The organism is Actinomycetospora sp. NBRC 106375 (assembly GCF_030269665.1).
Taxonomy (GTDB): Bacteria; Actinomycetota; Actinomycetes; order Mycobacteriales; family Pseudonocardiaceae; genus Actinomycetospora.
This window is the reverse complement of the sequence record NZ_BSTS01000030.1, coordinates 1-24389: the sequence shown is the minus strand read 5'-3', so window position 1 is coordinate 24389 and position 24389 is coordinate 1. Positions and strand designations below refer to the sequence as shown.

Genomic DNA, 24389 nt, shown 5'->3' with positions numbered 1-24389 from the left:
ACCGAGGACGGGGGACGACCCCACCCCACCGGAGGGTGCGCCCTCCCGACACGCGCCCGCGTCCTGAGCAGGCTCACCGCAGGGCACGCCGGCCAGGGATCCGGCGCCGGGCGCGGGGGGGTGGGGTCATGGTCGGCACGGCACGGCGCCGCCTCCGCGAGCTGCGGGCGGTCCTGCGGGTCACGCTCGCGGTGGTCGCCACCCTGCTGCTCGGGGCGCGGCCCCACCACGGACCCGACCCCGTCGCACCCGTGACGAGGGCACGCTCGCTGGTCGTCCTGGTGCACGGTTTCGGGGCCGGTCCCGACTGCTTCGACGACCTCGCCCGCGCGCTGGGCGGCCCGGGCGTCGCCGTCGTCCGCCACCGCTACTGCTGGACCGCGGGCGTCGAGGAGCTCGCCGCGCGGCTCGCCGACGATGTCGCGGACCTGGCGCGACGGACCGGGGCCCGGTCGGTCACCGTCGTCGGGCACAGCCTCGGCGGGGTGGTCGTCGCCGCGAGCCTCGCCGACCGGCGCCTCGCCGGCACCGCGACCCGTGTGGTCACCCTGGGCGCACCGCTCGGCGGCACCGGCTGGGCCCGCCTCTTCCCGGTCGGGGCGCTGCGCGACCTGCGCCCCGGCGCGCCGGTCCTGCGCTCGCTGAGCCGGCCGGACGTGCCGTGGACGACGATCGCGTCCCGCGCGGACGCCGTCGTCGCGGTGCATCGGGCGACGCGCGACGGCGCCGAGGCGGTCGTCGTCGACCGTGTCGGGCACTGCGGGCTGCTCCGCGACGCCGGCGTCGTCGCCCGCGTCGCCGCCCTCTGCGCCCGCCCCGCCCGACCCGCCCGCCGCCGCACCCGCCGCACCACCACTGCCACCACCACGCCCCCGAGCCTCACGCCTGCCGCGTGAGTCGCTTCGGCCGCGAGAGGCACCTTGCGCATGATCGACAGGGCCCTCGAGCTGCCGAACGTGCCACTCGCGGCCGGCCGCGCCTCAACAGCGCCGCCAGGAGCCGGCGCCCCGGCGCGAGAGGCACCTCGCGCATGATCGACAGGGTTCCCGAGCTGCCGGACGCGCCTCTTGCGACCGCCCGGGCGCCCGCGGACCTGGTGACACTCCCGGGAGATCGACATGGAGAGCCCACCCCAGATGGCTAGGGTCGCCGGAGTGTCCGGGACGAGCCGCTCGCTCGCCGCGCAGTACCGGCGCTTCGCGGACGCCGAGGGGACGTCGCCCCTCCAGGCGCGCCTCGCCCTCGCGATCAGCCGGTCCGCGGACGCCCTGCACGCCGTCGAGGCGGCGCCACCGCAGCGCCGCGGGCCCGCCCTGGTCCTCGCCGCGCTGCACGACCTCGCCCTCGCCGAGCGGGCCCCGGCCCTCGAGGACGCCGCCGTCGACACGCTCGTGCACCGGGCCGACGAGGTCGCGGCGATCGCCGCGCGCCGGCGGCACCGGCCCGACGAGGCGGGACGCCACGCCGTGCTCCACCCCGCCGTCGCCGAGGCGGCGCACCGGACGGGGGCCGACGCGATCGGGCTGATCGACCTGGGCCGCCCCGCCGGGCTGAACCTCGCCGTCGACCGCGTCGGCGTCCGCTACGACGCCGGGGCGACGCGGGGCGACCCCGCCTCCCCGGTGCAGCGGGCAGCGACGGTCGTGGGCGGGCGGCCCGTCCCGGCACACCCGGTCCCCGACGTCGTCGCCCGTATCGCCGTCGACCGGGAGCCGCTCGACGTCGCCGACACCGAGAACGCCCGCTGGCTGCGCGCCTGCCTGCCCCCGGACGCGACGGACCAGCGCCGCGACCTCGACACCGAGATCGCCCTGGTCGCGACTCTGGGCCCACGCTACCTCGGCGGCGACCCCGTCGACCGGCTGACCGAGGCCCTCGCCCACGTGCCGGACGACGCCCTGCCCGTCGTCACCACCACCTGGGCGCTGTCGCGGCTGAGCGCCGCCCGCCGGCAGCGCTTCGCGGACGTCATCGGCGCGACCGACCGGCCCGTGGCCTGGGTGTCCGTCGAGGGCGTCGGGGTGGCGCCCGGGGTCCCGACGCTCGGCGACCGGCCGGCGTCCGGGCACAGCATCATCGGCCTGGCGCTCCCCGGCGGACCGCCGGACGTCCTCGGCCGCTGCTGGTCCCGCGGCCGCCTCCTGTCCTGGTTCGGCGGGTGAGGCCTCAGACCAGCGCGCGGTCCGTCGGGCCGATCGGGCGCGGCAGCACGTCGCGGCCCGTGAGGTAGGCGTCGACCCCCGCGGCGGCGGAACGGCCCTCGGCGATGGCCCAGACGATGAGCGACTGCCCGCGTCCGGCGTCCCCGGCGGCGAAGACACCGGGGACCGTGGACTGGTAGTCGTCGCCGCGGCGCACGTTGCCGCGGTCGTCGTACTCCACGCCCAGGCTGTCGAGCAGGCCCTCCTTCTGCGGGCCGAGGAAGCCCATCGCGAGGAAGACGAGGTCTGCGGGGATCTCCCGCTCGCTGCCCTCGACCGGCACGAACTTCCCGTCGGCACGCTCGACGTCGACGAGGCGCAGCGCCCGGAGGTTGCCGCGGGAGTCGCCGAGGAACTCGTCGGTGTTCACCGAGAACAGCCGCTCGCCGCCCTCCTCGTGGGCCGAGGAGATCCGGAAGATCATCGGGTAGGTCGGCCACGGGTTCGCGTTCGGCCGCTCGTTCGGCGGGATCGGCATGATCTCGAGCTGCGTCACCGACCTCGCCCCCTGGCGATGGGCGGTGCCCACGCAGTCGGCGCCGGTGTCGCCGCCGCCGATGACCACGACGTCGCGGCCCTCGGCGTCGATGAAGGAGCGCTCGTAGTCGCCCTGCTGCACCTTGTTCGACGGCGGCAGGTACTCCATCGCCTGGTGGATGCCGTGCAGCTCGCGACCCGTGATCGGCAGGTCGCGCCAGGCGGTCGCGCCGACGGAGAGCACGACGGCGTCGTGGTCCGCGCGCAGCTTCTCGACCGACAGGTCGGTGGCCGCGGGACCGCCCACCTCGACGCCCGCGAAGAACCGCGTCCCTTCGGCCACCATCTGCTCGAGGCGGCGGTCGAGGCGCTTCTTCTCCATCTTGAACTCGGGGATGCCGTAGCGCAGGAGCCCGCCGATGCGGTCGGCGCGCTCGTAGACGGTGACGTCGTGCCCGGCGCGGGTGAGCTGCTGGGCGGCGGCCAGGCCCGCCGGCCCCGAGCCCACCACGGCCACGGAACGACCGGTCTTCGTCTCCGGGGGCTGGGGCTTCACGAAGCCCTCGTCCCAGGCGCGGTCGATGATCTCGATCTCGACCTGCTTGATCGTCACCGGGTCGGAGTTGATGCCGAGCACGCACGCCGACTCGCACGGGGCCGGGCACAGCGTCCCGGTGAACTCCGGGAAGTTGTTGGTCGCGTGCAGGCGCTCGATGGCCTCGGCCCAGTCGTCACGCCAGACCAGGTCGTTCCACTCGGGGATCATGTTCCCGAGCGGGCAGCCCTGGTGGCAGAAGGGGATGCCGCAGTCCATGCAGCGCCCCGCCTGCTTGCGCAGCGTGGTCGGGTTGAGCTCCTCGTAGACCTCGTGCCAGTCCTTGATGCGGATGTCGACCGGCCGGCGGCGCGGGAGCTCCCGGCCGGTGGTCATGAATCCCCGGGGGTCAGCCACGAGCCGCCTCCATGATCGCTTCGTTGACGTCGCGGCCGTCGCGCTCGGCGTCGGCCGTGGCCTCCAGGACCCGCTTGAAGTCGACCGGCATCACCTTGGTGAAGCGCGCGACCGCGGCATCCCAGTCGGTCAGCAGGTCGTGGGCCACGGCGGAGTCGGTGGCGGCGTAGTGCTTCTCGACCAGGGAACGCAGCTCGTCGACGTCCTCGGGGCCGACGACCTCGAGCTCCACCATCTGGTGGTTGACCCGGATCTCCTGCATGTCGAGCACGTAGGCGATGCCGCCGGACATGCCCGCGGCGAAGTTGCGCCCGGTCGGGCCCAGGATCACCGCGCGGCCGCCGGTCATGTACTCGCAGCCGTGGTCGCCGACGCCCTCGACGACCGCGACCGCGCCGGAGTTCCGCACGCAGAAGCGCTCGCCGACCTTGCCGCGCAGGTACGCCTCGCCGGCGGTCGCCCCGTAGAGGATGACGTTGCCTGCGACGATGTGCTGCTCGGCGACGAACGGCGCCTGCGGGTGCGGGCGCACCGAGAGCCGCCCGCCCGAGAGGCCCTTGCCGAAGTAGTCGTTGGTGTCGCCGATCAACCGCATCGTCACGCCGCGCGGCAGGAACGCGCCGAACGACTGCCCGCCCGAGCCGGTGAACGTGATGTCGATGGTGTCGTCGGGCAGGCCCGCACCACCCCAGCGCCGGGTCACCTCGGAGCCGAGCATCGTGCCGACGGTGCGGTTGACGTTGCGCACCGGCAGCTCGAGCCGCACCGGGGTGCCGTCCGCGATCGCGCCCTCGGCGAGCTGGATCAGGGTGTGGTCGAGCGCCTTCTCCAGACCGTGGTCCTGCGGCTTCGTCTGGTGCAGGGCCTGGTCGCCGAAGTTGTCCGGGACGTCCGGGCGGTGCAGCACCGCCGAGAGGTCGAGGCCCTCGGCCTTCCAGTGCGACTCGGCGGCGCGCGTGTCGAGGACCTCGGTGTGCCCGATGGCCTCCTCGATCGACCGGAAGCCCAGCGCCGCCAGGTGCTCGCGCACCTCCTGGGCGATGAACTCCATGAAGGCGACGACGTACTCGGCCTTGCCGTCGAACTTCTGCCGCAGCACCGGGTTCTGGGTCGCGACGCCGACCGGACACGTGTCGAGGTGGCAGACGCGCATCATGATGCAGCCCGAGACCACGAGCGGCGCCGTCGCGAAGCCGAACTCCTCGGCGCCCAGCAGCGCGGCGATCATGACGTCGCGGCCGGTCTTGAGCTGGCCGTCGGTCTGCACGACGATCCGGTCGCGCAGCCCGTTGGCCAGCAGCGTCTGCTGCGTCTCGGCGAGGCCGAGCTCCCAGGGACCGCCCGCGTGCTTGATCGAGCTCAGCGGCGAGGCGCCGGTGCCGCCGTCGTGCCCCGAGATCAGGACGACGTCGGCGTGCGCCTTGGACACGCCCGCCGCGACCGTGCCGACGCCGACCTGCGAGACGAGCTTGACGTGCACGCGCGCCCGCGGGTTGGCGTTCTTGAGGTCGTGGATGAGCTGGGCGATGTCCTCGATCGAGTAGATGTCGTGGTGGGGCGGCGGCGAGATGAGGCCGACCCCGGGCGTGGAGTACCGGGTCTTCGCGATCCACGGGTAGACCTTGTGCCCGGGCAGCTGCCCGCCCTCGCCGGGCTTGGCGCCCTGCGCGATCTTGATCTGGATGTCGTCGGAGTTGACGAGGTACTCGCTGGTCACCCCGAAGCGCCCGGACGCGACCTGCTTGACCGCGGACCGCCGCGAGTCGCCGCTCGGGTCGCGGGTGAAGCGGTCCGGGTCCTCGCCGCCCTCGCCGGTGTTGGAGCGGCCGCCGAGGCGGTTCATGGCGATGGCCAGCACCTCGTGCATCTCCTGGGAGATCGACCCGTAGGAGATGGCGCCGGTGTTGAACCGCTTGACGATCTCGGAGACCGGCTCGACCTCGTCGATCGGGACGGGGGTGCGGCCGGTGTCGGCGCCGTCCCGGAAGGCGAAGAGCCCGCGCAGCGTCAGCAGCCGCGAGCTCTGCTCGTCGACGGCGCCCGTGTACTCCTTGAACGTGTCGTAGTTCTGCGTCCGCGTCGAGTGCTGCAGCTTGAACACCGTGTGCGGGTTGAAGACGTGCAGCTCGCCCTCGCGCCGCCACTGGTACTCGCCGCCGACCGCGAGCTCGCGGTGGTCGGGCCGCACGCCGTCGGCTGGCCAGGACTGGCGGTGCCGGACCGCGACCTCCTCGGCGAGGACGTCGTAGCCGACGCCGCCGAGCCGCGAGGTGGTGCCGGCGAAGCAGTCCTCGACGATCTCGGAGCCGAGGCCGATCGCCTCGAACACCTGCGCGCCCATGTAGGACGCGACGGTCGAGATGCCCATCTTGCTCATCACCTTGCGCACGCCCTTGGCCAGCGCCTCGACCACGTTGCGGGTCGCGGTGCCGGAGGTGACGCCGGTGATGACGCCGCGGTCGATGAGGTCGTCGACCGTGTCGAGCGCGAGGTACGGGTTCACCGCGCTCGCCCCGTAGCCCAGCAGCAGCGAGACGTGGTGGGTCTCGCGGACGTCGCCGGCCTCGACGACGAGGTCGACGCGGGTGCGCGTCTTCTCCCGCACGAGGTGGTGGTGCACCGCGCCGGTGAGCAGCAGCGACGGGATCGGCGCGTGCTCGGCGTCGGAGTGCCGGTCGCTCAGGATGATCACGCGGGCGCCGTCCGCGACGGCCCGGGAGACCTCCTCGCGGATCTCGGCCAGCCGGGCGCGCAGCGCGTCCCCGCCGCCGCCGACCTCGTAGAGCCCGGAGACGAGGTACGGCGCGAAGCCCGGCATGTCGCCGTCGTCGTTGATCCCGGCGATCTGGGCGAGCTCGTCGTCGTCGATCACGGGCAGGGGCAGCACGACGCGGCGGCAGGACGCCGGCGAGGCGTCGAGCAGGTTGGTCTCCGACCCGAGCTGCACCTGCAGCGAGGTGACGAGCTCCTCGCGGTAGGCGTCCAGCGGCGGGTTGGTGACCTGGGCGAACAACTGGACGAAGTAGTCGAACAGCACCCGGCTGCGCGAGGAGAACGGCGCGAGGGGCGCGTCGTTGCCCATCGAGCCCGTGGCCTCGGCCCCGCTCTGGGCCATGGGGCGCAGGAGCAGCGAGACCTCCTCGCCCGTGTAGCCGAAGGTCTGCTGGCGGCGCACCAGCACCTGGCGGTCGAACTTGTCGCGCTCGCGCGACGGCAGGTCGGCGAGCTCGACCATCCCGGCGTGCAGCCACTCGTCGTACGGGTGCTCGGCGGCGAGCTCACCCTTGATCTCGTCGTCGTCGACGATGCGGCGCCCGACGGTGTCGACCAGGAACATGCGGCCCGGCTCGAGGCGGCCCTTGCGCACCACCGTCGCGGGGTCGATGTCCAGCACGCCGACCTCGGAGCCGAGCACGACCAGGCCGTCCTCGGTGACCCAGTAGCGCGCCGGGCGCAGGCCGTTGCGGTCGAGCACCGCGCCGATCACCGAGCCGTCGGTGAAGGCGGCGAGCGCCGGGCCGTCCCAGGCCTCCATCAGCGTGGAGTGGTAGCGGTAGAACGCGCGCCGGGACTCGTCCATCTCGGCGTGGTTCTCCCACGCCTCCGGGATCATCATCAGCACCGCGTGCGGCAGCGTGCGCCCACCGAGGTGCAGGAGCTCGAGCACCTCGTCGAACGTCGCCGAGTCACTGGCGTCGGGCGTGACGATCGGGAAGATGCGGTCGAGCTCGGCCTCGCCGAAAGCGCCGGTCGCGAGCATCGACTCGCGGGCGGCCATCCAGTTGCGGTTGCCCCGCAGCGTGTTGATCTCGCCGTTGTGCGCCAGGTAGCGGTACGGGTGCGCCAGGCTCCACGCCGGGAACGTGTTGGTGGAGAAACGGCTGTGCACCAGCGCGATCGAGCTGGTGGTGCGCTCGTCGGCGAGGTCGGCGAAGAAGGGCTGGACCTGCTCCTCGGCGAGCATGCCCTTGTAGACGACGGTGCGCCCGGACAGGCTCGGGAAGTAGGTCTCGAGCCCCGCGGCGCGGGTCTCGTGCTCGACGCGCTTGCGCAGCGCGAACGCCCGCCGCTCGAGGGTCATCACGATGCCGGCGTCGTCGTCCCCCGCGTTCGGGGTGTCGACGACGTGCTCGACCTCGGGCGGCAGGCCGACGAAGAGCTGGCGGAACCGCGGCATGGCCGCGCGGGCGGCGTTGCCGATGCCGGCGCCGTCCGGGTCGACGGGCAGCTCGCGCCACGCGAGGACGTGCAGGCCCTCCTCCGACGCGATGCGGGCGACGATCTCCTCGATCTCGCTCGCGTCGGCGTCGGTGGGCAGGAACGCGTTGCCCACGGCGTAGCGCCCGGGCTCGGGCAGCTCGACGCCGGCCTCGGCCAGCACGGGACGGTAGAGGCCGTCGGGGACCTGGATGAGGATGCCGGCGCCGTCGCCGGTGTCGGGCTCGGCCCCGCGCGCGCCGCGGTGCTCGAGGTTCAGCAGGGCGGTCAGACCGCGGCTGACGGTGCGGTGGTCGCGGCGTCCGGCGATGTCGGCGACGAACGAGACGCCGCAGGCATCGTGCTCGTACGCCGGGTCGTAGAGGCCCTCGCGCTGACGGTGGTTGCCCACGTGCGCCCTCCGATCTCTCGCGTCCGTGCAGGTGGTGGTCCGCCGGGGTCCGGCGTGGTCCGGCGGGGGTGGTCGTGGGGTCCGGGGAGCGTGCTCACCCGGGAGACGGCCCTGGGCGCACCGGTCGTGGTGTCCGTGGTGGACGACCGGAGGGGCAACCTGACGTTAACCTCCCCGGCCGGGCGAGCGCACCGTGTCGACCAGGTCCGAAAGAGTGCTGATCGCCACGTGGCGGCAACCGATGGGGTCACCGTCCGCAACCGGCTCGCGCGCCCGGAGCAGGGGGAGGTCGGCGCCTCAGCGCCGCGACCGTCTGTTCGCGGCGCTGTAGGGATCGCGTCCCGGCCACCCGCCGAGAAAGCGACGCGCGCCGCGCTCCCCCGCGGCGTGGCCCCCCGACAGGCGTGACGCCCACATGACCGATCCCGACACGCCGACCAGTCTGGCCGACGACACACCGTGGGCCAAGGGTTTCCCTACCGCGTAGTACGGCTCCGGACGGTCTCGTTCGGTCGCTCGGCGGTGGGCTAGTGGTGGAACGAGGGTGTCTGCCCGTCCGCGGGCATGGGCGACGAGAGCTTGTCGAGGTAGGCCGTCTCGGCCGTGATGTCGGCCAGGAGCCGGTCGGCGAGATCCCCGCTCAGCCCGTTGCGGACCACGATCCGCTGCACCGTCCGGTCGGCCAGGGCGTCGGGCAGCGGGTACGCCGGCACCAGCCAGCCCTTCATCCGCAGCCGGTCCGAGAGGTCGTGGAGCGTCCAGTTCTCCGTGTGGCCCTCGCGCAGCCGCCAGGCGAAGACCGGGATGTCGGAGCCGTCGTTCCAGAGGTCGAACGCCCCGAGACGGCCGATGCCGTCCGCGAGGTAGCGGGCGACGTCGCGGCAGTTGCGCTGCACCGCGGTGTACCCGGCGCGCCCGAGGCGCAGGAGGACGTAGTACTGCAGGAGCACCTGGGCGCCCGGGCGCGAGAAGTTCAGCGCGAAGGTCGGCATGCTGCCGCCGAGGTAGCTGACCTCGAACACGAGGTCCTCGGGCAGCCACTGCCGCTCCCGCCACACGACCCAGCCGACGCCCGGGTAGACCAGCCCGTACTTGTGGCCCGACGTGCTGATCGAGTGCACCCGCGGGAGCCGGAAGTCCCAGGCGAGGTCGGGCTGCAGGAACGGGGCCACCATCGCCCCGGACGCCCCGTCGACGTGCACCGGCACGTCGAGCCCGGTGTCGGCCTGGATGCGGTCGAGGGCGTCCACGATCTTCTCGACCGGTTCGTACATGCCGGTGTAGGTGACGCCCATGATCGCGACTACGCCGATGGTGTTCTCGTCGACCCACGCGGCGAGGTCGTGGCCGTCGAGGACGGGGTGCTCGTCGGAGATCGGGACGCAGCGCGCCTCGACGTCGAAGTAGTTGCAGAACTTCTCCCAGCAGACCTGCACCGCGGAGCTCATGACGAGGTTGGGCTTCTCGGTGCCCTTCCCCGCCGCCCGCCGGGCGTGCTGCCAGCGCCGCTTGAACGCGAGGCCGCCGAGCATGCAGGCCTCGGACGACCCGGTGGTGGAGGTCCCGATCGCGGCGTCCGGGTCGGGCGCGTGCCACAGGTCGGCGAGGATGCGCCGGCAGCGGTCCTCGATCGCCGCGGTGCTCGGGTACTCGTCCTTGTCGATCATGTTCTTGTCGGCGGCCTCGGCGTAGAGGCGGTCGGCGTGGCCGTCCATCCAGGTGCCGACGAAGGTGGCCAGGTTCAGCCGGGCGTTGCCGTCGAGCATCATCTCGTCGTGGACGATCTGGTACGCCGTCGCCGGCAGGATGGCGTCGTCCGCGAGGCGGTCACGCCGCTGCCCGGCGAGCTCCGCCCCGCGGGCGAAGACGGGGAGCAGCTCGTCGCGGTCGGCCGGGCTCGTCATGGTCACCGAACCTAGCGGGGCCCGGAGGTGTCCCCGGGCCGACACGGGGTAACCCGCCGCCGGATCGAACGGATGTTCGACACCCCCGACCCCGAGGAGCGATCCCCGTGACCGAGCAGGCCCCCGACCCCCACGCCGTCAAGACCCCGGGCGACGACTCCCCCGCCGCCAAGGACAACGACGCCTGGGTCACCGGCGACGAGCCGATGACCGGCCCCCAGGCGAGCTACCTCGAGACCCTCGCCCACCAGGCCGGCGAGGAGCCGCCGACCGGGCTGACGAAGGCCCAGGCCTCCGACGAGATCGAGCGCCTGCAGGGGTCGGTCTCCACCGCCGACACCGACGGGTCCGGGGGCTCCCCCGACCTCTCCCGCCAGGAGCGCCCGACCGACGAGTGGGTCACGGGCGACGAGCCGATGACCGGCCCGCAGGCGAGCTACCTGGAGACCCTGGCCCAGCAGGCGGGCGAGGAACCCCCCACCGGGCTGAACAAGTCGCAGGCCTCGCGGGCGATCGAGGAGCTGAGGCAGAAGGCAAGCCACCCGCGCAGCGCAGCGGAGCCGGGTACGTCGCGGTGAGGCTGGTCTGGCCCGCCGACGGCGACGAGCTCGACCGGGACGCCCTCGCCGACCTCTACGCCCACCCCGCCCCGTGGGTGCGCGTCAACTTCGTCGCGAGCGCGGACGGCGCGGTGGCCGTCGAGGGCGTCTCCGGCGGCCTGCAGGCGCCCGGGGACAAGGAGATCTTCGGGCTGCTGCGCGAGCTCGCCGACGTCGTGCTCGTCGGATCCGGCACGGCGCGCGCCGAGGGCTATCGGGGCGCCCGCACCACCCCCGAGCGCGAGGAGCGCCGGCGCGCCCGCGGGCAGGCGCCCGTGCCGCCGATCGCCGTCGTCAGCACTCGCGGCGCTCTCGACGCGGAGGCCGCCCTCTTCACCGACACGGCCGTCCCGCCGCTGGTGCTGACCGCGGCGGTGGCCGCCGACGACGCGCGCCGCGCGCTCGCGGGCACCGGCGCCGAGGTGGTCGCCGTCAGCGGGGCCGACCCAGGGGCCACCGACGCCGGCGCGGTCGTCGCCGCGCTCGCCGAGCGCGGGCTCGGCCGGGTGCTCTGCGAGGGCGGGCCGGCGCTGTTCGGCTCCCTGCTGGCCGCCGACCGCGTCGACGAGCTGTGCCTGAGCCTCGCGCCGCAGCTGGTCGGCGGCGGCGCCGACCGGATCGTCGCCGGGCCGTCGCTGCCCGTCCCCCGCTCGCTGACGCTGGCCTCGGTGGTCGGTCACGAGGACGGCCTGATGCTGCGGTACCGGCGCGCACCCGGCTGAGCGTGGCCGGGCTCACTCCTTCTTTCGAGTGAGAGTCCATGACGTTCCGGCGCCGGGTGTGTCTCACGGGTACGAGGTCGGCAACCGCGGACGGTCACCGGCCCGGCAACGACCCGACATCGACACTCGATCCGCACCCAGCGCACAGGGAGCGCCCACCATGACGCAGAGCCCCAGCACCGCCACCGGCTCCGAGGCCGCAGCCGTGTCGAGCGGACGGACCGGGGGCGCCACCCCGGCCCGCCTCGCCGACGACACGGGGCAGGGCAAGACCACGATCGCCTCCGGCGTCGTCCAGAAGATCTCCGGGATCGCCGCCCGCGACGTCTCCGGCGTGTACTCGATGGGCGGGGGCGTCTCGCGCGCCTTCGGCGCCATCCGCGAGCGCATCCCGGGCGGCAGCGGCACCTCGCAGGCCGCCGGCGTCCAGGTCGAGGTCGGCGAGAAGCAGGCCGCCATCGACCTCGACATCGTCGTCGAGTACGGCGCCGGCATCGTCGAGCTGGCCCGCGCCGTGCGCCGCAACGTCATCGCCGCCGTGGAGCAGATGACCGGTCTCGAGGTCATCGAGGTCAACATCGCCGTCAACGACATCCACATGCCCGGCGACGACAACGACGAGGGCGGCGAGCCGTCGGGGCAGCAGCAGCCCACGACGCGCGTCGAGTGAGCACGCACCACTCGGGTGGGCGGCCGCGGGAGACGGAGCGCAGCGGAGCTCGACCGAGCTCCGTCGTGGTCAGCCCCGCCTCGCCGGAGGCCCCGGGCCTCGGGCCGCTGCCCGAACGGATCGCCGAGGCGGTGCTCGCCCACCCCGCGGTGGCCGCGCTGTCCGGCGGCCCGTTCGGCACGATCGCGAGCTACCTGCCCGGACGACGCCTGCCCGGCATCGTGCTGGGCGAGAGCGGCGAGCCCGACCGGATCGCCGTGGTGTTGCACTACGGCGCCCCGGTCGCGGCGACGGCCGCCGAGCTGCGGCGCATCGTGGCCGCGCAGTCCGGCGCCCGGCAGGTCGACGTCACCGTCGTCGACCTGGAGATGCCGCAGTGAGCGCGCCGGGTGCCGCCGACGCCCGGGCGGCGCTGCGGGCCTTCGTCCGGGCGCACCATCCAGATGTCGGCGGTGACCCGGACGCCTTCCGGGCGGGCCTGGAGGCCCACCGGGCGGCCACCCGTCCGGGCCCGGCTCCCGACGACCCGCGCCTCGACGCGCCGATCGTCGCCGTGTCGGGCCGCCGGATCGCCCGGCTCGGCCGCTTCGGCCGTCGCCTGGCGCGCCGGTACGACCCCCGTCGCGGGTCCGCCCGCGTGCAGTAGGAGAACTTCTCGGCCCGCGCAAGGGCGCGGGGCGAGCCCACAACGTGGAGGTAGTGGTCATGAGCGCCACCCGTGCCGGCATGTTCGTCGGCCTCATCCTGGGTGTGGCGGCCGCCGCCGGCGGCCTGCAGGGCTTCTTCATCGCCCTCGTCCTGGGGGTCCTGGGCTTCGTCGTGGGCCGCGTGCTCGACGGCGAGCTCGACGTCAACCAGTTCGTCGGGCGCGGCCGCGACCGATGAGCACCCCGACCGACGCCCCGAGCCCGGACGGCGACGACGCCCCGCCCGCCGGCGGCGCCTCGCCGACGGCGGTGACGGCCCCGGTGGCCGTCCCGAACGTCGCGGGCGGTCCGGGCGTGCCGGACGTCCCGGGTGACGACGAGGCCGCCGAGCGCGGGCGCCTCGACGTCGCGCTCTCGGTCGTCCGCAAGATCGCGGAGTACGCCGCCGATCACACCGCGGGCACCGTGCGCACGCAGCGCCGCCTGGCCGGTCTGGACCTCGGCGAGTCCGGGGCGAGCGCCCGGGTCTCGGGCTACGGCGAGCAGGTGGACCTGCGTCTGGAGGTCCCGCTGGCCTACCCGGCGCGGATCACCGACAGCGCCGCGGCCGTCCGCGACCACGTCCGCGACCGCGTCCAGTCCCTCACGCCCTACCGGGTCCGCTCGCTCGACATCGGCGTCTCCGCCCTCACCGATCCGTCGATCCGGGCCGCGGCGTCGTCGGGCCGGACCCCCACCTCCCGGACGGAGTGAGAAGTGCGCCTGCTCCTGCGCGTGCTCGCCCCCCTGCTCGGCCTCCTGCTGGCCGTCGTGGGCCTGGCCGTCGTGGTCGAGACCGTGACGGCCTGGGTCGCGCCGACCTCGAGCCCGCTCGTCGTGCCGTGGACGTCCTGGCGGACCACGATCGAGGGCCTGACCTGGCAGTCGGGTGCCGTGCGCACCGTCGCGATCGTCGTCGGCGTGGTCGCGCTGTTCGTGCTGCTGCTCGGGCTCACCGCCCGCCGCCACGACGTCTTCCTCGCCGACCCGGTCCCCGAGGTCACCGTCACCACCTCGCCCCGCTCGCTCGCCCGCGCCGTCGGGCACGAGGTCCGCTCGCACGACGAGGTCGTCTCGGCCTCGGTGGTGGCCTCGGCCAAGCGGGTCACCGTCAAGGCGGCCACGCTCGACCCGGCCGGCGAGGTCCGCACGGCGGTCAAGGACCGGGTCGAGGAGATGCTCGTCCGCCTGCCGCTCGCGCGGCGCCCGCGCGTCGCGGTGTCGGTCACCACCACCAAGGGGGTCAAGTGAGCCGCCGCTCGCGTGCCGCCGTCGCCCGTTCCGCGGGCGGCGACCGCACGCTCACCACCCTCGTCGGGCTCGTGCTGCTCGCCGGCGCGGTGCTCGTCCTGCTGGTCAGCTACGGGGTGTTCGGCACCTACCGGTCCCAGCGCCCGCTGATCGACCCGATCGCCGTGGCCTGGGTGTCGACCCACGTCGACCTCACCCGCTGGATCGCGATCGCGGCCGGCGTGGTGCTCTTCGTCCTCGGCATCTGGTGGACGGTCCGGTCACTGCGCCCGGAGCCGCGCCCCGACGTCTCGCTCTCCGAGCTGCCCGGCGAGCGGCTGACCGTCGAGCACTCCGCGATCTGCGACGCCGTACGGCACGACGCGGAGGCGATCGACGGCGTCAGCCGGGCCCGGGTCCGTCTCGTCGGCTCGCCCCAGCGCCCGGCGCTGCGGATCGCGCTGACCCTCGTCGAGGGCACCGACGTCCGCGACGTGTGGGCCGACCTCGACGGCCGGGTGCTCGCCAGGGCCCGCGAGGCGTTCTCGGTGTCCGCGCTGCCGACCGCTGTGCGCCTCGAGCTGGACGCCACCTCGGCGCCGACGCCGGCGCGGGTGGAGTGAGGTCCGTTCTCACTGCCCGGCGACGGCGGACCGAACGCCGTCGGATCCAGGCCTCGCTCGTGCCACACGCAGCCGGTCGGTCAGGACCCGGTGGAAGCCATCGCTGCGTTCCAGCTGTCCCGAACGGTCGAAGGCCCAGACACGGACCTCGTGGGCGAGTTGTCGGCTGACGGCTGCGGCGGCCGGGAACTCGTGACCCCGGAGCGCCACGAGCAGACAGTCGTCGAGACGCCGTGATGCGCGGAGCAGGCCGAGCTCCCACGCGAGGTTCCCGGTCATCTCGGTGACGTCGACGACGACGACGTCGCACCGGGCCACCATCCGCACGACGGCCTCCTGCCAGATGTCGTCCGAGCAGCGGACGGGGAAGACCTTGCTCCGCGAGACCATCCAGTTCGTGTTCCGCCGCGTCGAGGAACCGAGCGACGACAGGAGCTTGTCCAGCCGACGCGGATTCGAGATCACGCCCCGTCGGAAGGACAGCACACCGAGCTGGCCGACCAGCACGGGGAACCGGATGTACCAGCGGACCCGGATCGCGACGTCGGCCAGGGTGTACGTGTGTCCGTACCCGGACACGTGGCGGCGGACCAGCTCGCGCAGCGGCCGCGATGACTCTGGGCGGTGGAAGGGGCGGAGCACGAGGAGACGTGCAGGATCGCGCCAGCGAACGATGAGCGGCGTTCCCAGCAAGGCCGCGACCACTCCTGGCACGACGAAGAAGATGCCGTACAGAGCCACGAACAGGAGCGCCAAGCCGGTCGCGGTCGCGGTTCCCCGTGCTCCCGGGGCGAAGACCAGGAGATTGGCGACCAGGACGGTGAAGAACGTGCAGACACCGGCAGCGATGATCGCCAGTACGCGAACCAATCGACTGTAGTGAATTCGGGCCCTCGCGGATCGCCACGCCGTCGTCCCCGCGGGAGTGGAGCCGGGTGGAGGGAGCGGAGGCGGCCATGGGGTTCGGTGACGGATCGACCCCATGAGCGCCGGCAGGTCCGGGCTGTCGAAGGTCGGAGGTGCGAGGAAGTACGAAGCACCGACGGTGCTGAACACGAGAGTCACGGAGAGCAGCCCGAAGACCAGGCCGCCCCAGAGGTCGCCCGCGACCGACAACAGCAACTGGTAGGCGATGACCGTGACGGCGACGACGAACACGGCGTCGAGCACGATCCTCTTCTTGCGCTCGCCGGAGATCCTCCGCGTGGCGAGCAACGAGATCCAGGTCGCGACCGGGAGGAAGACCAGCGACCACGCGACGCTCCGGCGCTCCCACCACGTCGGCCTGCCGTCCGGGCGCCGCAGCGGTGGCCCTGGCCGCGGCCTGCGGTAGTACAGATGCCCGAGACCCAGCAGGACGAGGCACGCTCCGAACCCGAGGGCGAGACCGCGCCCGCTCGCCACGACACCGAAGTACGGCCACACCCCGGCCGCTTTCAGGAGTCGCTCGTCGCTGACCGCTCGGCCCTGGTCGTCGAGGACCACGACCTGGGTTCCGGCCCCACCGATCTGGTAGCAGGCGTGGAACCACCGCCCCTCGACCTCGCCCCGGACGACGCGGTACTCGAACCCGGTGGCCCGGCGGGGGAAGCAGATGTCCAGCGCCTGCTCCGCGCTCGCCGCTCCCGCGAGCGCGCGCGACGCCGTCGGCCCGGCGGGGGCGAGCGGCCCGGAATCGGGGAAATCCTTGGTGAGGAACAACCCGCTCGCGACGAGGAGATAGACCGCGAGAATCACGACGGCGAGGCCGCAGTAGCGCCTCACGGTTCGCGGCGGTGTCCACGACGCGACCATGGCTTCTCCGTCGGTGCACAGAATCGCCGATGCTGCGAACGCGGTCCCGGGAGTCCGATTCTTCCGGAGACGATCGCGTCGGCAACCGCCGAAAGGGGCGCTACCTCGCCGTCAGCACTTCCGCGAGGTCGAACAGCACCGGGCGCTCCAGCTGCTCGAACGTGCACGACGCCGGGTCGCGGTCGGGCCGCCACCGCTTGAACTGCGCGGTGTGCCGGAAGCGCACGCCCTCCATGTGGTCGTACTTCACCTCCACGACGCGCTCCGGGCGCAGCGGGACGAACGACAGGTCCTTCTGGGCGTTCCACCGGCTGTGCTCGGCCTCGCGGGGGGTGCGGGTGCCCTCCTCCTGCGCCGCCCAGGCCCACGGGTGGCCCTCGAACGAGGTCACCAGCGGCTGCAGCTCGGTGAAGAGCTCCTGGCGCTTCTTCATGGGGAAGGCGCCGATGACGCCGACGCTCTGCAGCGACCCGTCCTCGGTGTGCAGGCCCAGCAGGAGCGAGCCGACGGCGTCCGGCCCCGACTTGTGCACGCGGTAACCGGCGACGACGCAGTCGGCCGTGCGCTCGTGCTTGATCTTGCTCATGACCCGCTTGTCGGGCTGGTAGGTCAGGTCCGCCTTCTTGGCGATCAGCCCGTCGAGCCCCGCGCCCTCGAAGCGCTCGAACCAGTCCCGGGCGGTGTCGACGTCCTCGGTCATCGGGGTGAGGTGGACGTCGGGACGCTCGAGCCCCCCGACGACCTCCGCGAGCCGCTCGCGGCGCTCCGTGAAGGGGCGCCCGGTGAGGTCGTCGTCGCCGAGGGCGAGCAGGTCGAACGCGACGAAGTGCGCCGGGGTCTCGACCGCGAGCTTGCGCACCCGGGACGCCGCGGGGTGCACCCGCTGGAGCAGCGCCTCGAAGTCCAGGCCCGTGCCCGCCGCGTCGACGACGACGATCTCGCCGTCGATGACGCACCGCGGCGGGAGCGCGGCGGTGAACGCCTCGACCAGCTCGGGGAAGTAGCGGGTCATCGGCCGCTCGTTGCGGCTGCCGATCTCGACCTCGTCGCCGTCGCGGAAGATCACCGAGCGGAACCCGTCCCACTTGGGCTCGTAGCGCTGCCCGGTGGGGATCTCGGGCACGGCCTTCGCGAGCATGGGGGCGACGGGTGGCATGACGGGCAGATCCACGGGGGCATCATGCCCCCTCACGGTGACGCCACCACGGACCGTCAGACTCGCCCGCAAGCCGGAACCACCAGCCGATGAGGAGCGCTGTGCCGCGAGCGAACGTGCGGGCCCTCGCCGTGGTGCCCGTCGTGGTGCTCGGCGCGGTGCTGCTGCTCGGGGTCGCGGCGTGCGCGGTCGGCCCCTCGCAGCGCCCGCCGGTGGCCACCCGTGTCGACGGCCCCCTGACGCCCGGGCCGCCGCCGGAGACGGCGACGCCCGGCCCGGCGCCGTCGCTGCCGCCGTTCGTGCCCGCCCCGGGCGCGCCGGCCGGGTTCACCGACTGCACCTCCCAGGTGCGCGGCACGTACGGCCCGGCGGCGCTCGGCGGGCGCGACCTGCGGTTCGGTTGTCAGAGCGTGCCGGTCGGCGGGGGTGACTCCTCGCGCACCGAGGTGGCCGTCCTGCAGGTGACGGTCGGGCCGGTGCCGCCCGGCGGGCCGGTGCCGATCGCGGTGGTCGGCGAGGCCGGCGGGCCGACGGGCGCCGAGCGCGCGGTGCGGCTCGCGGCCACGGCGCCGGACGCGCTGCTCGCGGGCACCGCGCTCTACGGCGTGGACCTGCGCGGCACCGGCAACTCGGAGTCCGTCGACTGCATCACGCCGTCCACCCGCCAGGACATCGTCGACGCCGACCCCCTCGCCGCCGACCCGGTGTCGCTCGGCCTCCTGCGCGACGCCGCCGCGACCGCCGCCCGCACCTGCACGCAGGTGCTGGAGAACGCGCTCACCGACTACCGCACCGGGATCGACGCGGAGGACCTCGAGGAGGTCCGGGCGACGCTCGGGGTGGACCGGCTGCACGTGCTGGGCGTCGGCGAGGGCGCCGGGGTCGCGGCGGCGTGGATGCGGCGCTACCCGACCTCGGTGGGGCGCACGGTGCTCGACGGGCTCGCCGACCCCACCACGTCGTTCTCCCAGCGCGCCCGCGAGCGCGCCGTCGGGGCCCGGGAGGCGCTCACCGGCTTCGCCGCCGACTGCAGCGCCCGCCCCGACTGCCCGCTCGGCCTCGACCCGGCCGGGGCGGTCACCGGCATCCTCACCAACCTGCACGCCGCCCCGCTGACCGGCCCGGACGGCCGGCGGATCACCGACGGCACCGTCACCCAGGCGCTGGTCAGCGGGCTCGGCGAGCCGGCGCGGTGGCCCGAGCTCGCGGCGGCGGTCGCGGCCGCCGGCCAGGGCGACCCGGCCCCCGTGCTCGCGCTGCTGGCGAAGCAGGAGGCCGACGGCGGCGGGTTCGACACCGGCGTGCTGCTCGCCTGCAACGACACCACGGAGCGCCCGACGCTCGACCAGGTCGCCGCGGACGCGGCGCGGGCCCGGGCGGCCGACCCGGTCTTCGGGGCCTGGTTCGCCCACGAGGCGCTGCTCTGCAGCTCGTGGCCGGTGCCCACGGAGACGCCCGCGCCGGGCGCCTTCGCCGGCCCGCCGCCGCTGGTGCTCGGCACCCGCGGGGACCCGGTGACGCCCCTGCCCGGCAGCGAGCGCGCGGCGGCCCAGCTGGCGTCGGCGAGCCTCGTCACCTGGCTCGGGGCGGGCCACGGCGCCTTCCCCGCCACGCCGTGCGTCCGCGACGCCGTCGGGGCCTACCTGCGCCAGGGCGACCTGCCGCAGGCGGGCACTGTCTGCCCGCCCTGAGCGGTTCGTCCCGTGTGGGCGTGGTGAGACGTCTGCGGTGTCGACGGGCCGCGGGGCGCCCGGCTTTGTAGCCTGCGCACCGTGCACCTGCCCCGCGTCGTCGACGCCGTCCTCGACCGTCTGGTCGTCCCCGGCTACTCCCGTGTGGGGTACGCGGTACGCCGTGCGAGCTGGCGGTCGGTGCCGGCCGGGTGCCTCGAGGGGCGCACGATCATCGTGACCGGTGCCGGCGGCGGCCTCGGCGCCGCCGCCGTGCGCGGGCTCGTGGCGCTCGGCGCGCGGGTCGAGATGGTGGTGCGCGACCGGTCGCGGGGCGAGGAGACCGCCGCCGCGGTGCTTGCGGACCACCCGGGCGCGGCGGTCGACGTCGCCGTCTGCGACGTGTCCTCCCTCGACGACGTGCGCCGCTACGCCGCCGGGCTCCGCGACCGGGAGCTGGCGATCCACGGCGTGGTGCACAACGCCGGCGTCATGCCCCCGGAGCGCACCGAGACCGGCGAAGGCCACGAGCTGACCCTCGCGACCCACGTGCTCGGGCCGTTCCTCCTCACCCGCGAGCTCCGCCCGGTGCTGCGGGCCGGCGCGTCCCCGACCGCCCCGTCCCGGGTCGTGTTCGTGTCCTCGGGCGGTATGTACACGGCGTCGCTGCACCCGGACGACCCGGAGTTCCGCGAGGGGACCTACTCCGGCGGCGCGGCCTACGCGCGCACCAAGCGGGCCCAGGTCGTGCTGTCCGAGCTGCTCGCCGACGACCTCGCCGGCGACGGCGTCGTCGTCCACAGCATGCACCCGGGCTGGGCCGACACCCCCGGCGTCGCGAGCTCCATGCCCGGCTTCCACCGGGTCACCGGGCCGCTGCTGCGCACCGAGGAGCAGGGCGCGGACACCGTGGTCTGGCTGCTGTCCGCGGCCGAGCCCGGGCACAGCACCGGGGTGTTCTGGCACGACCGCGCGCCGCGGCCCACCCACTACCTGCCGCGCGGGGGCGAGACGCCGCAGTCCCGCGCGGCGCTGTGGACCCTCTGCGTGGACGCGACGGCCGCGTGAGCGGGCCCCGCACGACCTGGAAGCGCCGCGGCCTCGACGGGGTCCGCACCGAGGCGCCCACGGCCGCGGCCCTGCTCACCCCGGCGCGGCGGGAGCTGCAGGACACGGCACGGGCGTTCGCGATGGAGGAGGTCCTCCCGGTCGCCGACGAGCTCGACCCGCGGCGCGAGGACATCCCGGCGTCGCTGCTCGCGCGCATGGCCGAGCTCGGGTACTTCGGGATCCTCGTCGACACCGAGCACGGCGGGCAGGGCCTCGGCGTGGTCGAGTACTGCCTCGTCTCCGAGGAGCTGGCGCGCGCCTGGATGAGCGTCGGCAGCATCATCGCCCGCGGCAACGGCACCGGGTGCGCGTCGCCGGACCCGTCACGGCGGGCCGAGCTGCTGCGCGCGAGCGCCGCGGGGCGCTGGGTCGGGGCGATCGCGTTCTCCGAGCCGCACGCGGGGTCCGACCTCGCCGGCGTCGAGTGCACGGCGCGTCGCGTCGACGACGGCTGGCTGATCGACGGGACGAAGCGCTGGGTGGGGCACGCCCTGTCGGCCGACTTCCTGCACCTGCTGGCCCGCACCCGCCCGCCGCGCGAGGGCGAGAGCCGTTCCGACGGCCTCGAGCTCTTCCTCGTGCCCAAGGAGCGCGGCAGCTTCCCCGACGGCGTCACGGGCACGGCGATCGACAAGATCGGCTACTTCGGGCTGACCACGTGGGAGCTGCAGCTCGACGGCGTGCGCCTGCCCGCCGAGGCCCTGCAGGACACCGGGCAGGACGAGGGCCAGGGCTTCAAGGACAGCCTGCGCTGGCTGGGCACCGCCCGCGTGCAGACCGCGGCGCGGGCCGTCGGGCTGGCCCGTGGCGCCCTCGAGGACGCGGTGGCCTACAGCCGTCGCCGCGAGCAGTTCGGGCACCCGATCGCCGACCAGCAGGCGCTGCGCCACAAGCTCGCCGACATGTCCGCGGCCGTCGACGCCGCCCGCACGCTGTGGTGGCACGCGGCGTGGCTCCTCGACGGGGGCGCGCCAGGGGGCGACGTCGCGGCGTCCGCGGCCAAGCTCTTCGCCTCGGAGACGGCCGAACGGGTGACCAGCGACGCGCTGCAGATCTTCGGCGGCAACGGCTACACCACCGAGCACTCGGTGGAGCGCTACTGGCGCGACGCCAGGCTCACGACCATCTTCGAGGGGACCTCGGAGATCCAACGCAAGATCCTGTCGGACGACCTGCTCGCCTGACGAGCCCGTCCGGGGGTGATCTCATCACCCGGATGCCACGGATGTGCTTCACCCGGTCGGACCTGCAGTGTCGATCAGCACCAACCGTTCACCCGCCGGTCGCGCCGGACGGACCGTTCGTGACGTTGGTGGTCGACCTCTCAGGTGCCGGGCGCGCACGGTGGGCATCCGGTGCCCGGGAGTGATCGGAGCGCGACCGAGGGTCGCCGCCGAGGGTCCGGGGACACGAGAGCCGGGGCGGGGGACGGACATGACGGACGCAGTGGAGTTCGCGCGGGCGGTGCACCCCGCGCGCCCCGACGAGTCACAGCGGATGCGCCACGAGGCCCGCGACTGGCTCGCCGGCCTCGACATCGGGCAGGAGGCGCGCGAGCGCGTGCTGGTGGCGGTCGCCGAGGCCGTCGAGAACGCCTGCGAGCACGCCTATCCGCAGGACCACGAGGGCACCGTCGAGCTGACCCTGTGGGCCGAGGCGGACGCGGTGAACGTGCGGGTCACCGACCACGGGCAGTGGCACGAGGGATCGACGCCGGCGGCGCCGGGCTCGCACGCCCCGCGCGGGCGGGGCATGGTCCTCATGCAGCGCTGCGTCGACAGCGTGGCCATCCGGCACACCGCGGCCGGGACGACGGTGGCGCTGCGGCAGCACCGTGAGGCGGCGCCCTAAGGGGTCCTCGTCATCCCGGCGATGACCTGGTCGAAGAAGCCCAGCAGCTCCGCCCGCAGGGCGGGGTGCTGCTCGGGCGGCGCCTGGCCCAGCAGCTGCCCGGCGCTCGAGAGCATCCCGAGCACGAGCGTCGGGTAGGACGCCCCGGGCGGCCGGGCCAGGTGGCCCTCGCGGGCCAGCCCGTCGAGCACGCGGGCGATGAAGGCGTAGGCGTAGTCGACCTCGCACTCGCGCCAGCGCTCCCACCCCAGCGCGAGGGGGCCGTCGCGGAAGACGATCCGCCCGTAGGCCGGCTCCGTGCAGGCCTCGAGGAACGTCGTCAGGGCCGCGCGGGCACCCGCCATCTGGTCGGGCGCGTCGTCGAGGGCGGCGCGCAGCCGCTCGTGGACGTCGGCCTCCCGGGCCGAGAACACGGCCTCGAACAGCGCCGCCTTGCCCGCGAAGTGGTGGTAGACCGCACCCTTGGTCATGCCCGCGACGGCGGCGACGTCGTCGATGGAGGTCTCGGCGAAGCCCCGCTCCGCGAACAGCGCCGTGGCCGCCTCGACCAGCCCCGCGCGGGTCGCGGCCGTGGCCTCGGCACGGGGGGACGTCGCGCGGGGCACCCGCGCAGGGTACGGAACGGCCTACGGTGGCGGGGTGTCCGACGGTCCCGTTCTCCGCATCCTCGGCCGGGTGTCCTCACCGCTGCAGGAGCGCGGCCAGGCGCCGCTGCAGGGCGACGAGGGCGGCCCGGAGGCCACCGTGGCGTTCGAGCCCGATCTCGCCCGCGCGCTGGCGGAGCTCGAGGTCGGCCAGGAGGTCCTGCTCGTCACCTGGCTCGACCGCGCCGACCGCTCCGTGCTCGCGGTGCACCCCCGCGGCGACCCCGCCCGTCCCGAGACCGGCGTCTTCGCCACCCGCTCCCCCGACCGCCCCAACCCCCTCGGGCTCCACCAGGTCCGGGTGGTCGGGATCGAGGGCACGACCGTGCGCGTCGCCGATCTCGAGGCGCTCGACGGCACCCCGGTCGTCGACGTCAAGCCCGTCCTCGGCCCGGTGGGGACGCGGTGCCACAACATCGGGGATGACGCCGCCGCGAGCGGGTAGCCCTCCAGTATCAGGGGTCTGATTCTCGGGGGGATCGTGTCGTCGTCACGAGTCGGTCGTCGGACCCGGCGCGTCCTGGTCTTCCTGCACGTGGTCGTCTCGCTGGGATGGATGGGCGCCGGGGCGGCCAACGTCGTGCTCGCCGTGACCGCGCTGACGGTGCCGCGGGACGTCGCCCGGGTCTGTTACCAGCTGATCGACCGCATCGACATGGTGCTCGTCATCCCGGCGGCGTTCGGTGCGCTGGCGACGGGCGTCGTCCTCGGGCTCCTGACGCCGTGGGGCCTCGCGCGCCACTGGTGGGTGCTGGTCAAGCTGGTGCTGACGGTCGCCGTGATCGTCTTCAGCACGCTCGGCGTGGGCGTGTGGGTGCTCGAGAGCATCGAGCGGCCCGGCCCCGCGGCGTGGCCGCTGGTGTGGGGCGGCGCGGCCAACCTCGTCGCGTTCCTGCTGATGACCTGGGCGTCGATCGGCAAGCCGTGGGGGACGACGCCGTGGGCGGGGGCACGGACGCGGCGGGCCGGAGCGTCGCGGGCCGGACGGTCGCGGCCCGGAGTGTCGCGGCCCGTGTCGTCCGGTGCCGGTCGGGTCGGGGTCGACGCTTCGGGTGGCCGATAGGCGGCCCGGCGGAGCGCAGCCGTTGCGGAGGCCCTGACCGCGGTGCGCTTCGGTCGTTGTCGCCGCCGGTCCGGGGGCCCGGTTGAAGATCGTCCGGGAGTGTCGGGGGTCGGGGCTAGCGTCGGACCCGTGGATCTCGACCGGGGTGCTGACGGCGACGCCGCGGCCGCATCGCCGCCGGTCGGGGGCCCGGTTGAAGATCGTCCGGGAGTGTCGGGGGTCGGGTCTAGCGTCCCGGGTGTGAGCATCGACCAGGCCGGCAGCCCCGCCGCGGGCGGCGGGGCGGGGGGCGGGGCGGGGAGCGGGGCGGGGGGCGCTGCGGGGGTGCCGTCGTGGCTGGTGGGTGGGTTGGAGGCGGTCGACCCGGCCGGGCTGGTCGGGGTCGAGGTGATCGACTATGTGCGGGAGTGTCACCGGGCCCGCAACCG

General features: G+C 74.4%; 24 protein-coding genes and 1 pseudogene. 19 read left to right on the top strand and 6 right to left on the bottom strand.

Annotated features, from left to right (window positions below):
- Positions 1–128: 128 nt before the first annotated feature.
- Together QSK03_RS30490 and QSK03_RS30485 are read left to right on the top strand one after the other, a co-directional pair.
- Positions 129–896: an esterase/lipase family protein gene (locus tag QSK03_RS30490; RefSeq protein ID WP_285659355.1), complete on the top strand. Its 768-nt coding sequence runs from the start codon at positions 129–131 to the stop codon at positions 894–896.
- A gap of 258 nt (positions 897–1154) precedes the next feature.
- Positions 1155–2162 (top strand): DUF2332 domain-containing protein, encoded by a 1008-nt coding sequence (locus QSK03_RS30485; protein ID WP_285659354.1) that lies wholly within the window; start codon positions 1155–1157, stop codon positions 2160–2162.
- Positions 2163–2166: 4 nt separating this feature from the next.
- Here the strand turns inward: QSK03_RS30485 and QSK03_RS30480 are convergent, their stop codons facing one another.
- From QSK03_RS30480 to gad, 3 genes are all read right to left on the bottom strand, one after another.
- Positions 2167–3630 carry a glutamate synthase subunit beta gene (locus QSK03_RS30480; RefSeq protein WP_285659353.1) on the bottom strand — a complete coding sequence of 488 codons (1464 nt, stop codon included), beginning with the start codon at positions 3628–3630 and terminating at the stop codon, positions 2167–2169.
- Entirely contained in the window at positions 3623–8239 is a 4617-nt protein-coding gene (gene gltB, locus QSK03_RS30475; protein WP_285659352.1) for a glutamate synthase large subunit, read from the bottom strand. Before gltB ends, QSK03_RS30480 begins: the two co-directional genes overlap by 8 nt.
- A 527-nt stretch (positions 8240–8766) precedes the next feature.
- Entirely contained in the window at positions 8767–10143 is a 1377-nt protein-coding gene (gad, locus tag QSK03_RS30470; RefSeq protein WP_285659351.1) for a glutamate decarboxylase, read from the bottom strand.
- 107 nt (positions 10144–10250) lie between these two features.
- Here gad and QSK03_RS30465 point away from each other — a divergent pair.
- From QSK03_RS30465 to QSK03_RS30420, 10 genes and pseudogenes are all read left to right on the top strand, one after another.
- Positions 10251–10460: pseudogene (locus QSK03_RS30465) on the top strand (DUF3072 domain-containing protein); the annotation flags it as partial.
- A complete protein-coding gene (locus tag QSK03_RS30460) occupies positions 10446–10721 on the top strand; it encodes a DUF3072 domain-containing protein (RefSeq protein WP_352232077.1) in 276 nt (91 codons plus the stop codon). The pseudogene QSK03_RS30465 and the gene QSK03_RS30460, both read left to right, overlap by 15 nt.
- Positions 10718–11464 (top strand): pyrimidine reductase family protein, encoded by a 747-nt coding sequence (locus tag QSK03_RS30455; RefSeq protein ID WP_285659350.1) that lies wholly within the window; start codon positions 10718–10720, stop codon positions 11462–11464. Before QSK03_RS30460 ends, QSK03_RS30455 begins: the two co-directional genes overlap by 4 nt.
- Positions 11465–11624: 160 nt before the next feature.
- Positions 11625–12134: an Asp23/Gls24 family envelope stress response protein gene (locus QSK03_RS30450; protein ID WP_285659349.1), complete on the top strand. Its 510-nt coding sequence runs from the start codon at positions 11625–11627 to the stop codon at positions 12132–12134.
- Positions 12135–12199: 65 nt separating this feature from the next.
- Positions 12200–12514, top strand: a complete 315-nt coding sequence (locus QSK03_RS30445) for a hypothetical protein (protein WP_285659348.1) — start codon at positions 12200–12202, stop codon at positions 12512–12514.
- Positions 12511–12780 carry a hypothetical protein gene (locus tag QSK03_RS30440; RefSeq protein WP_285659347.1) on the top strand — a complete coding sequence of 90 codons (270 nt, stop codon included), beginning with the start codon at positions 12511–12513 and terminating at the stop codon, positions 12778–12780. The genes QSK03_RS30445 and QSK03_RS30440 overlap by 4 nt, the downstream gene beginning before the upstream one ends.
- A gap of 59 nt (positions 12781–12839) precedes the next feature.
- On the top strand, positions 12840–13019 hold the full coding sequence (locus tag QSK03_RS30435; RefSeq protein ID WP_274197018.1) for a hypothetical protein: 180 nt from the start codon (positions 12840–12842) through the stop codon (positions 13017–13019).
- Positions 13016–13534 (top strand): Asp23/Gls24 family envelope stress response protein, encoded by a 519-nt coding sequence (locus QSK03_RS30430; protein WP_285659346.1) that lies wholly within the window; start codon positions 13016–13018, stop codon positions 13532–13534. The genes QSK03_RS30435 and QSK03_RS30430 overlap by 4 nt, the downstream gene beginning before the upstream one ends.
- Before the next feature lie 3 nt (positions 13535–13537).
- Positions 13538–14071: a DUF6286 domain-containing protein gene (locus QSK03_RS30425; protein WP_285659345.1), complete on the top strand. Its 534-nt coding sequence runs from the start codon at positions 13538–13540 to the stop codon at positions 14069–14071.
- Positions 14068–14673 carry an Asp23/Gls24 family envelope stress response protein gene (locus QSK03_RS30420; RefSeq protein ID WP_285659344.1) on the top strand — a complete coding sequence of 202 codons (606 nt, stop codon included), beginning with the start codon at positions 14068–14070 and terminating at the stop codon, positions 14671–14673. Before QSK03_RS30425 ends, QSK03_RS30420 begins: the two co-directional genes overlap by 4 nt.
- 9 nt (positions 14674–14682) lie before the next feature.
- Here QSK03_RS30420 and QSK03_RS30415 read toward each other — a convergent pair whose 3' ends face one another.
- Positions 14683–16437, bottom strand: a complete 1755-nt coding sequence (locus tag QSK03_RS30415) for a hypothetical protein (RefSeq protein WP_285659343.1) — start codon at positions 16435–16437, stop codon at positions 14683–14685.
- Positions 16438–16567: 130 nt separating this feature from the next.
- On the bottom strand, positions 16568–17638 hold the full coding sequence (locus QSK03_RS30410) for an ATP-dependent DNA ligase (protein WP_285659342.1): 1071 nt from the start codon (positions 17636–17638) through the stop codon (positions 16568–16570).
- An 86-nt stretch (positions 17639–17724) separates the two neighbouring features.
- Between QSK03_RS30410 and QSK03_RS30405 the strand changes: the two genes are divergently transcribed.
- From QSK03_RS30405 to QSK03_RS30390, 4 genes are all read left to right on the top strand, one after another.
- On the top strand, positions 17725–19314 hold the full coding sequence (locus QSK03_RS30405) for an alpha/beta hydrolase (RefSeq protein ID WP_285659341.1): 1590 nt from the start codon (positions 17725–17727) through the stop codon (positions 19312–19314).
- 81 nt (positions 19315–19395) lie between these two features.
- Complete coding sequence (locus QSK03_RS30400) at positions 19396–20361, top strand: SDR family NAD(P)-dependent oxidoreductase (RefSeq protein WP_285659340.1); 966 nt, start codon at positions 19396–19398, stop codon at positions 20359–20361.
- Positions 20358–21587 carry an acyl-CoA dehydrogenase family protein gene (locus tag QSK03_RS30395; protein ID WP_285659339.1) on the top strand — a complete coding sequence of 410 codons (1230 nt, stop codon included), beginning with the start codon at positions 20358–20360 and terminating at the stop codon, positions 21585–21587. Before QSK03_RS30400 ends, QSK03_RS30395 begins: the two co-directional genes overlap by 4 nt.
- 250 nt (positions 21588–21837) lie before the next feature.
- The gene (locus QSK03_RS30390; protein ID WP_285659338.1) at positions 21838–22254 is read left to right on the top strand and encodes an ATP-binding protein; all 417 of its coding nucleotides are present in this window, start codon (positions 21838–21840) and stop codon (positions 22252–22254) included.
- Here QSK03_RS30390 and QSK03_RS30385 read toward each other — a convergent pair.
- Complete coding sequence (locus tag QSK03_RS30385) at positions 22251–22859, bottom strand: TetR/AcrR family transcriptional regulator (protein WP_285659337.1); 609 nt, start codon at positions 22857–22859, stop codon at positions 22251–22253. The two genes, QSK03_RS30390 and QSK03_RS30385, sit on opposite strands and share 4 nt — an antisense overlap.
- A 34-nt stretch (positions 22860–22893) precedes the next feature.
- On the opposite strand from QSK03_RS30385, the gene tsaA reads away from it, so the two are divergent.
- The 3 genes from tsaA to QSK03_RS30370 all read left to right on the top strand — a co-directional run.
- Complete coding sequence (gene tsaA / locus QSK03_RS30380) at positions 22894–23343, top strand: tRNA (N6-threonylcarbamoyladenosine(37)-N6)-methyltransferase TrmO (RefSeq protein ID WP_285659336.1); 450 nt, start codon at positions 22894–22896, stop codon at positions 23341–23343.
- Between the two features lie 36 nt (positions 23344–23379).
- Entirely contained in the window at positions 23380–23961 is a 582-nt protein-coding gene (locus tag QSK03_RS30375; RefSeq protein ID WP_285659335.1) for a hypothetical protein, read from the top strand.
- Between the two features lie 240 nt (positions 23962–24201).
- The coding region (locus QSK03_RS30370; RefSeq protein WP_502872239.1) for a hypothetical protein at positions 24202–24389 on the top strand (188 nt) is incomplete at its 3' end.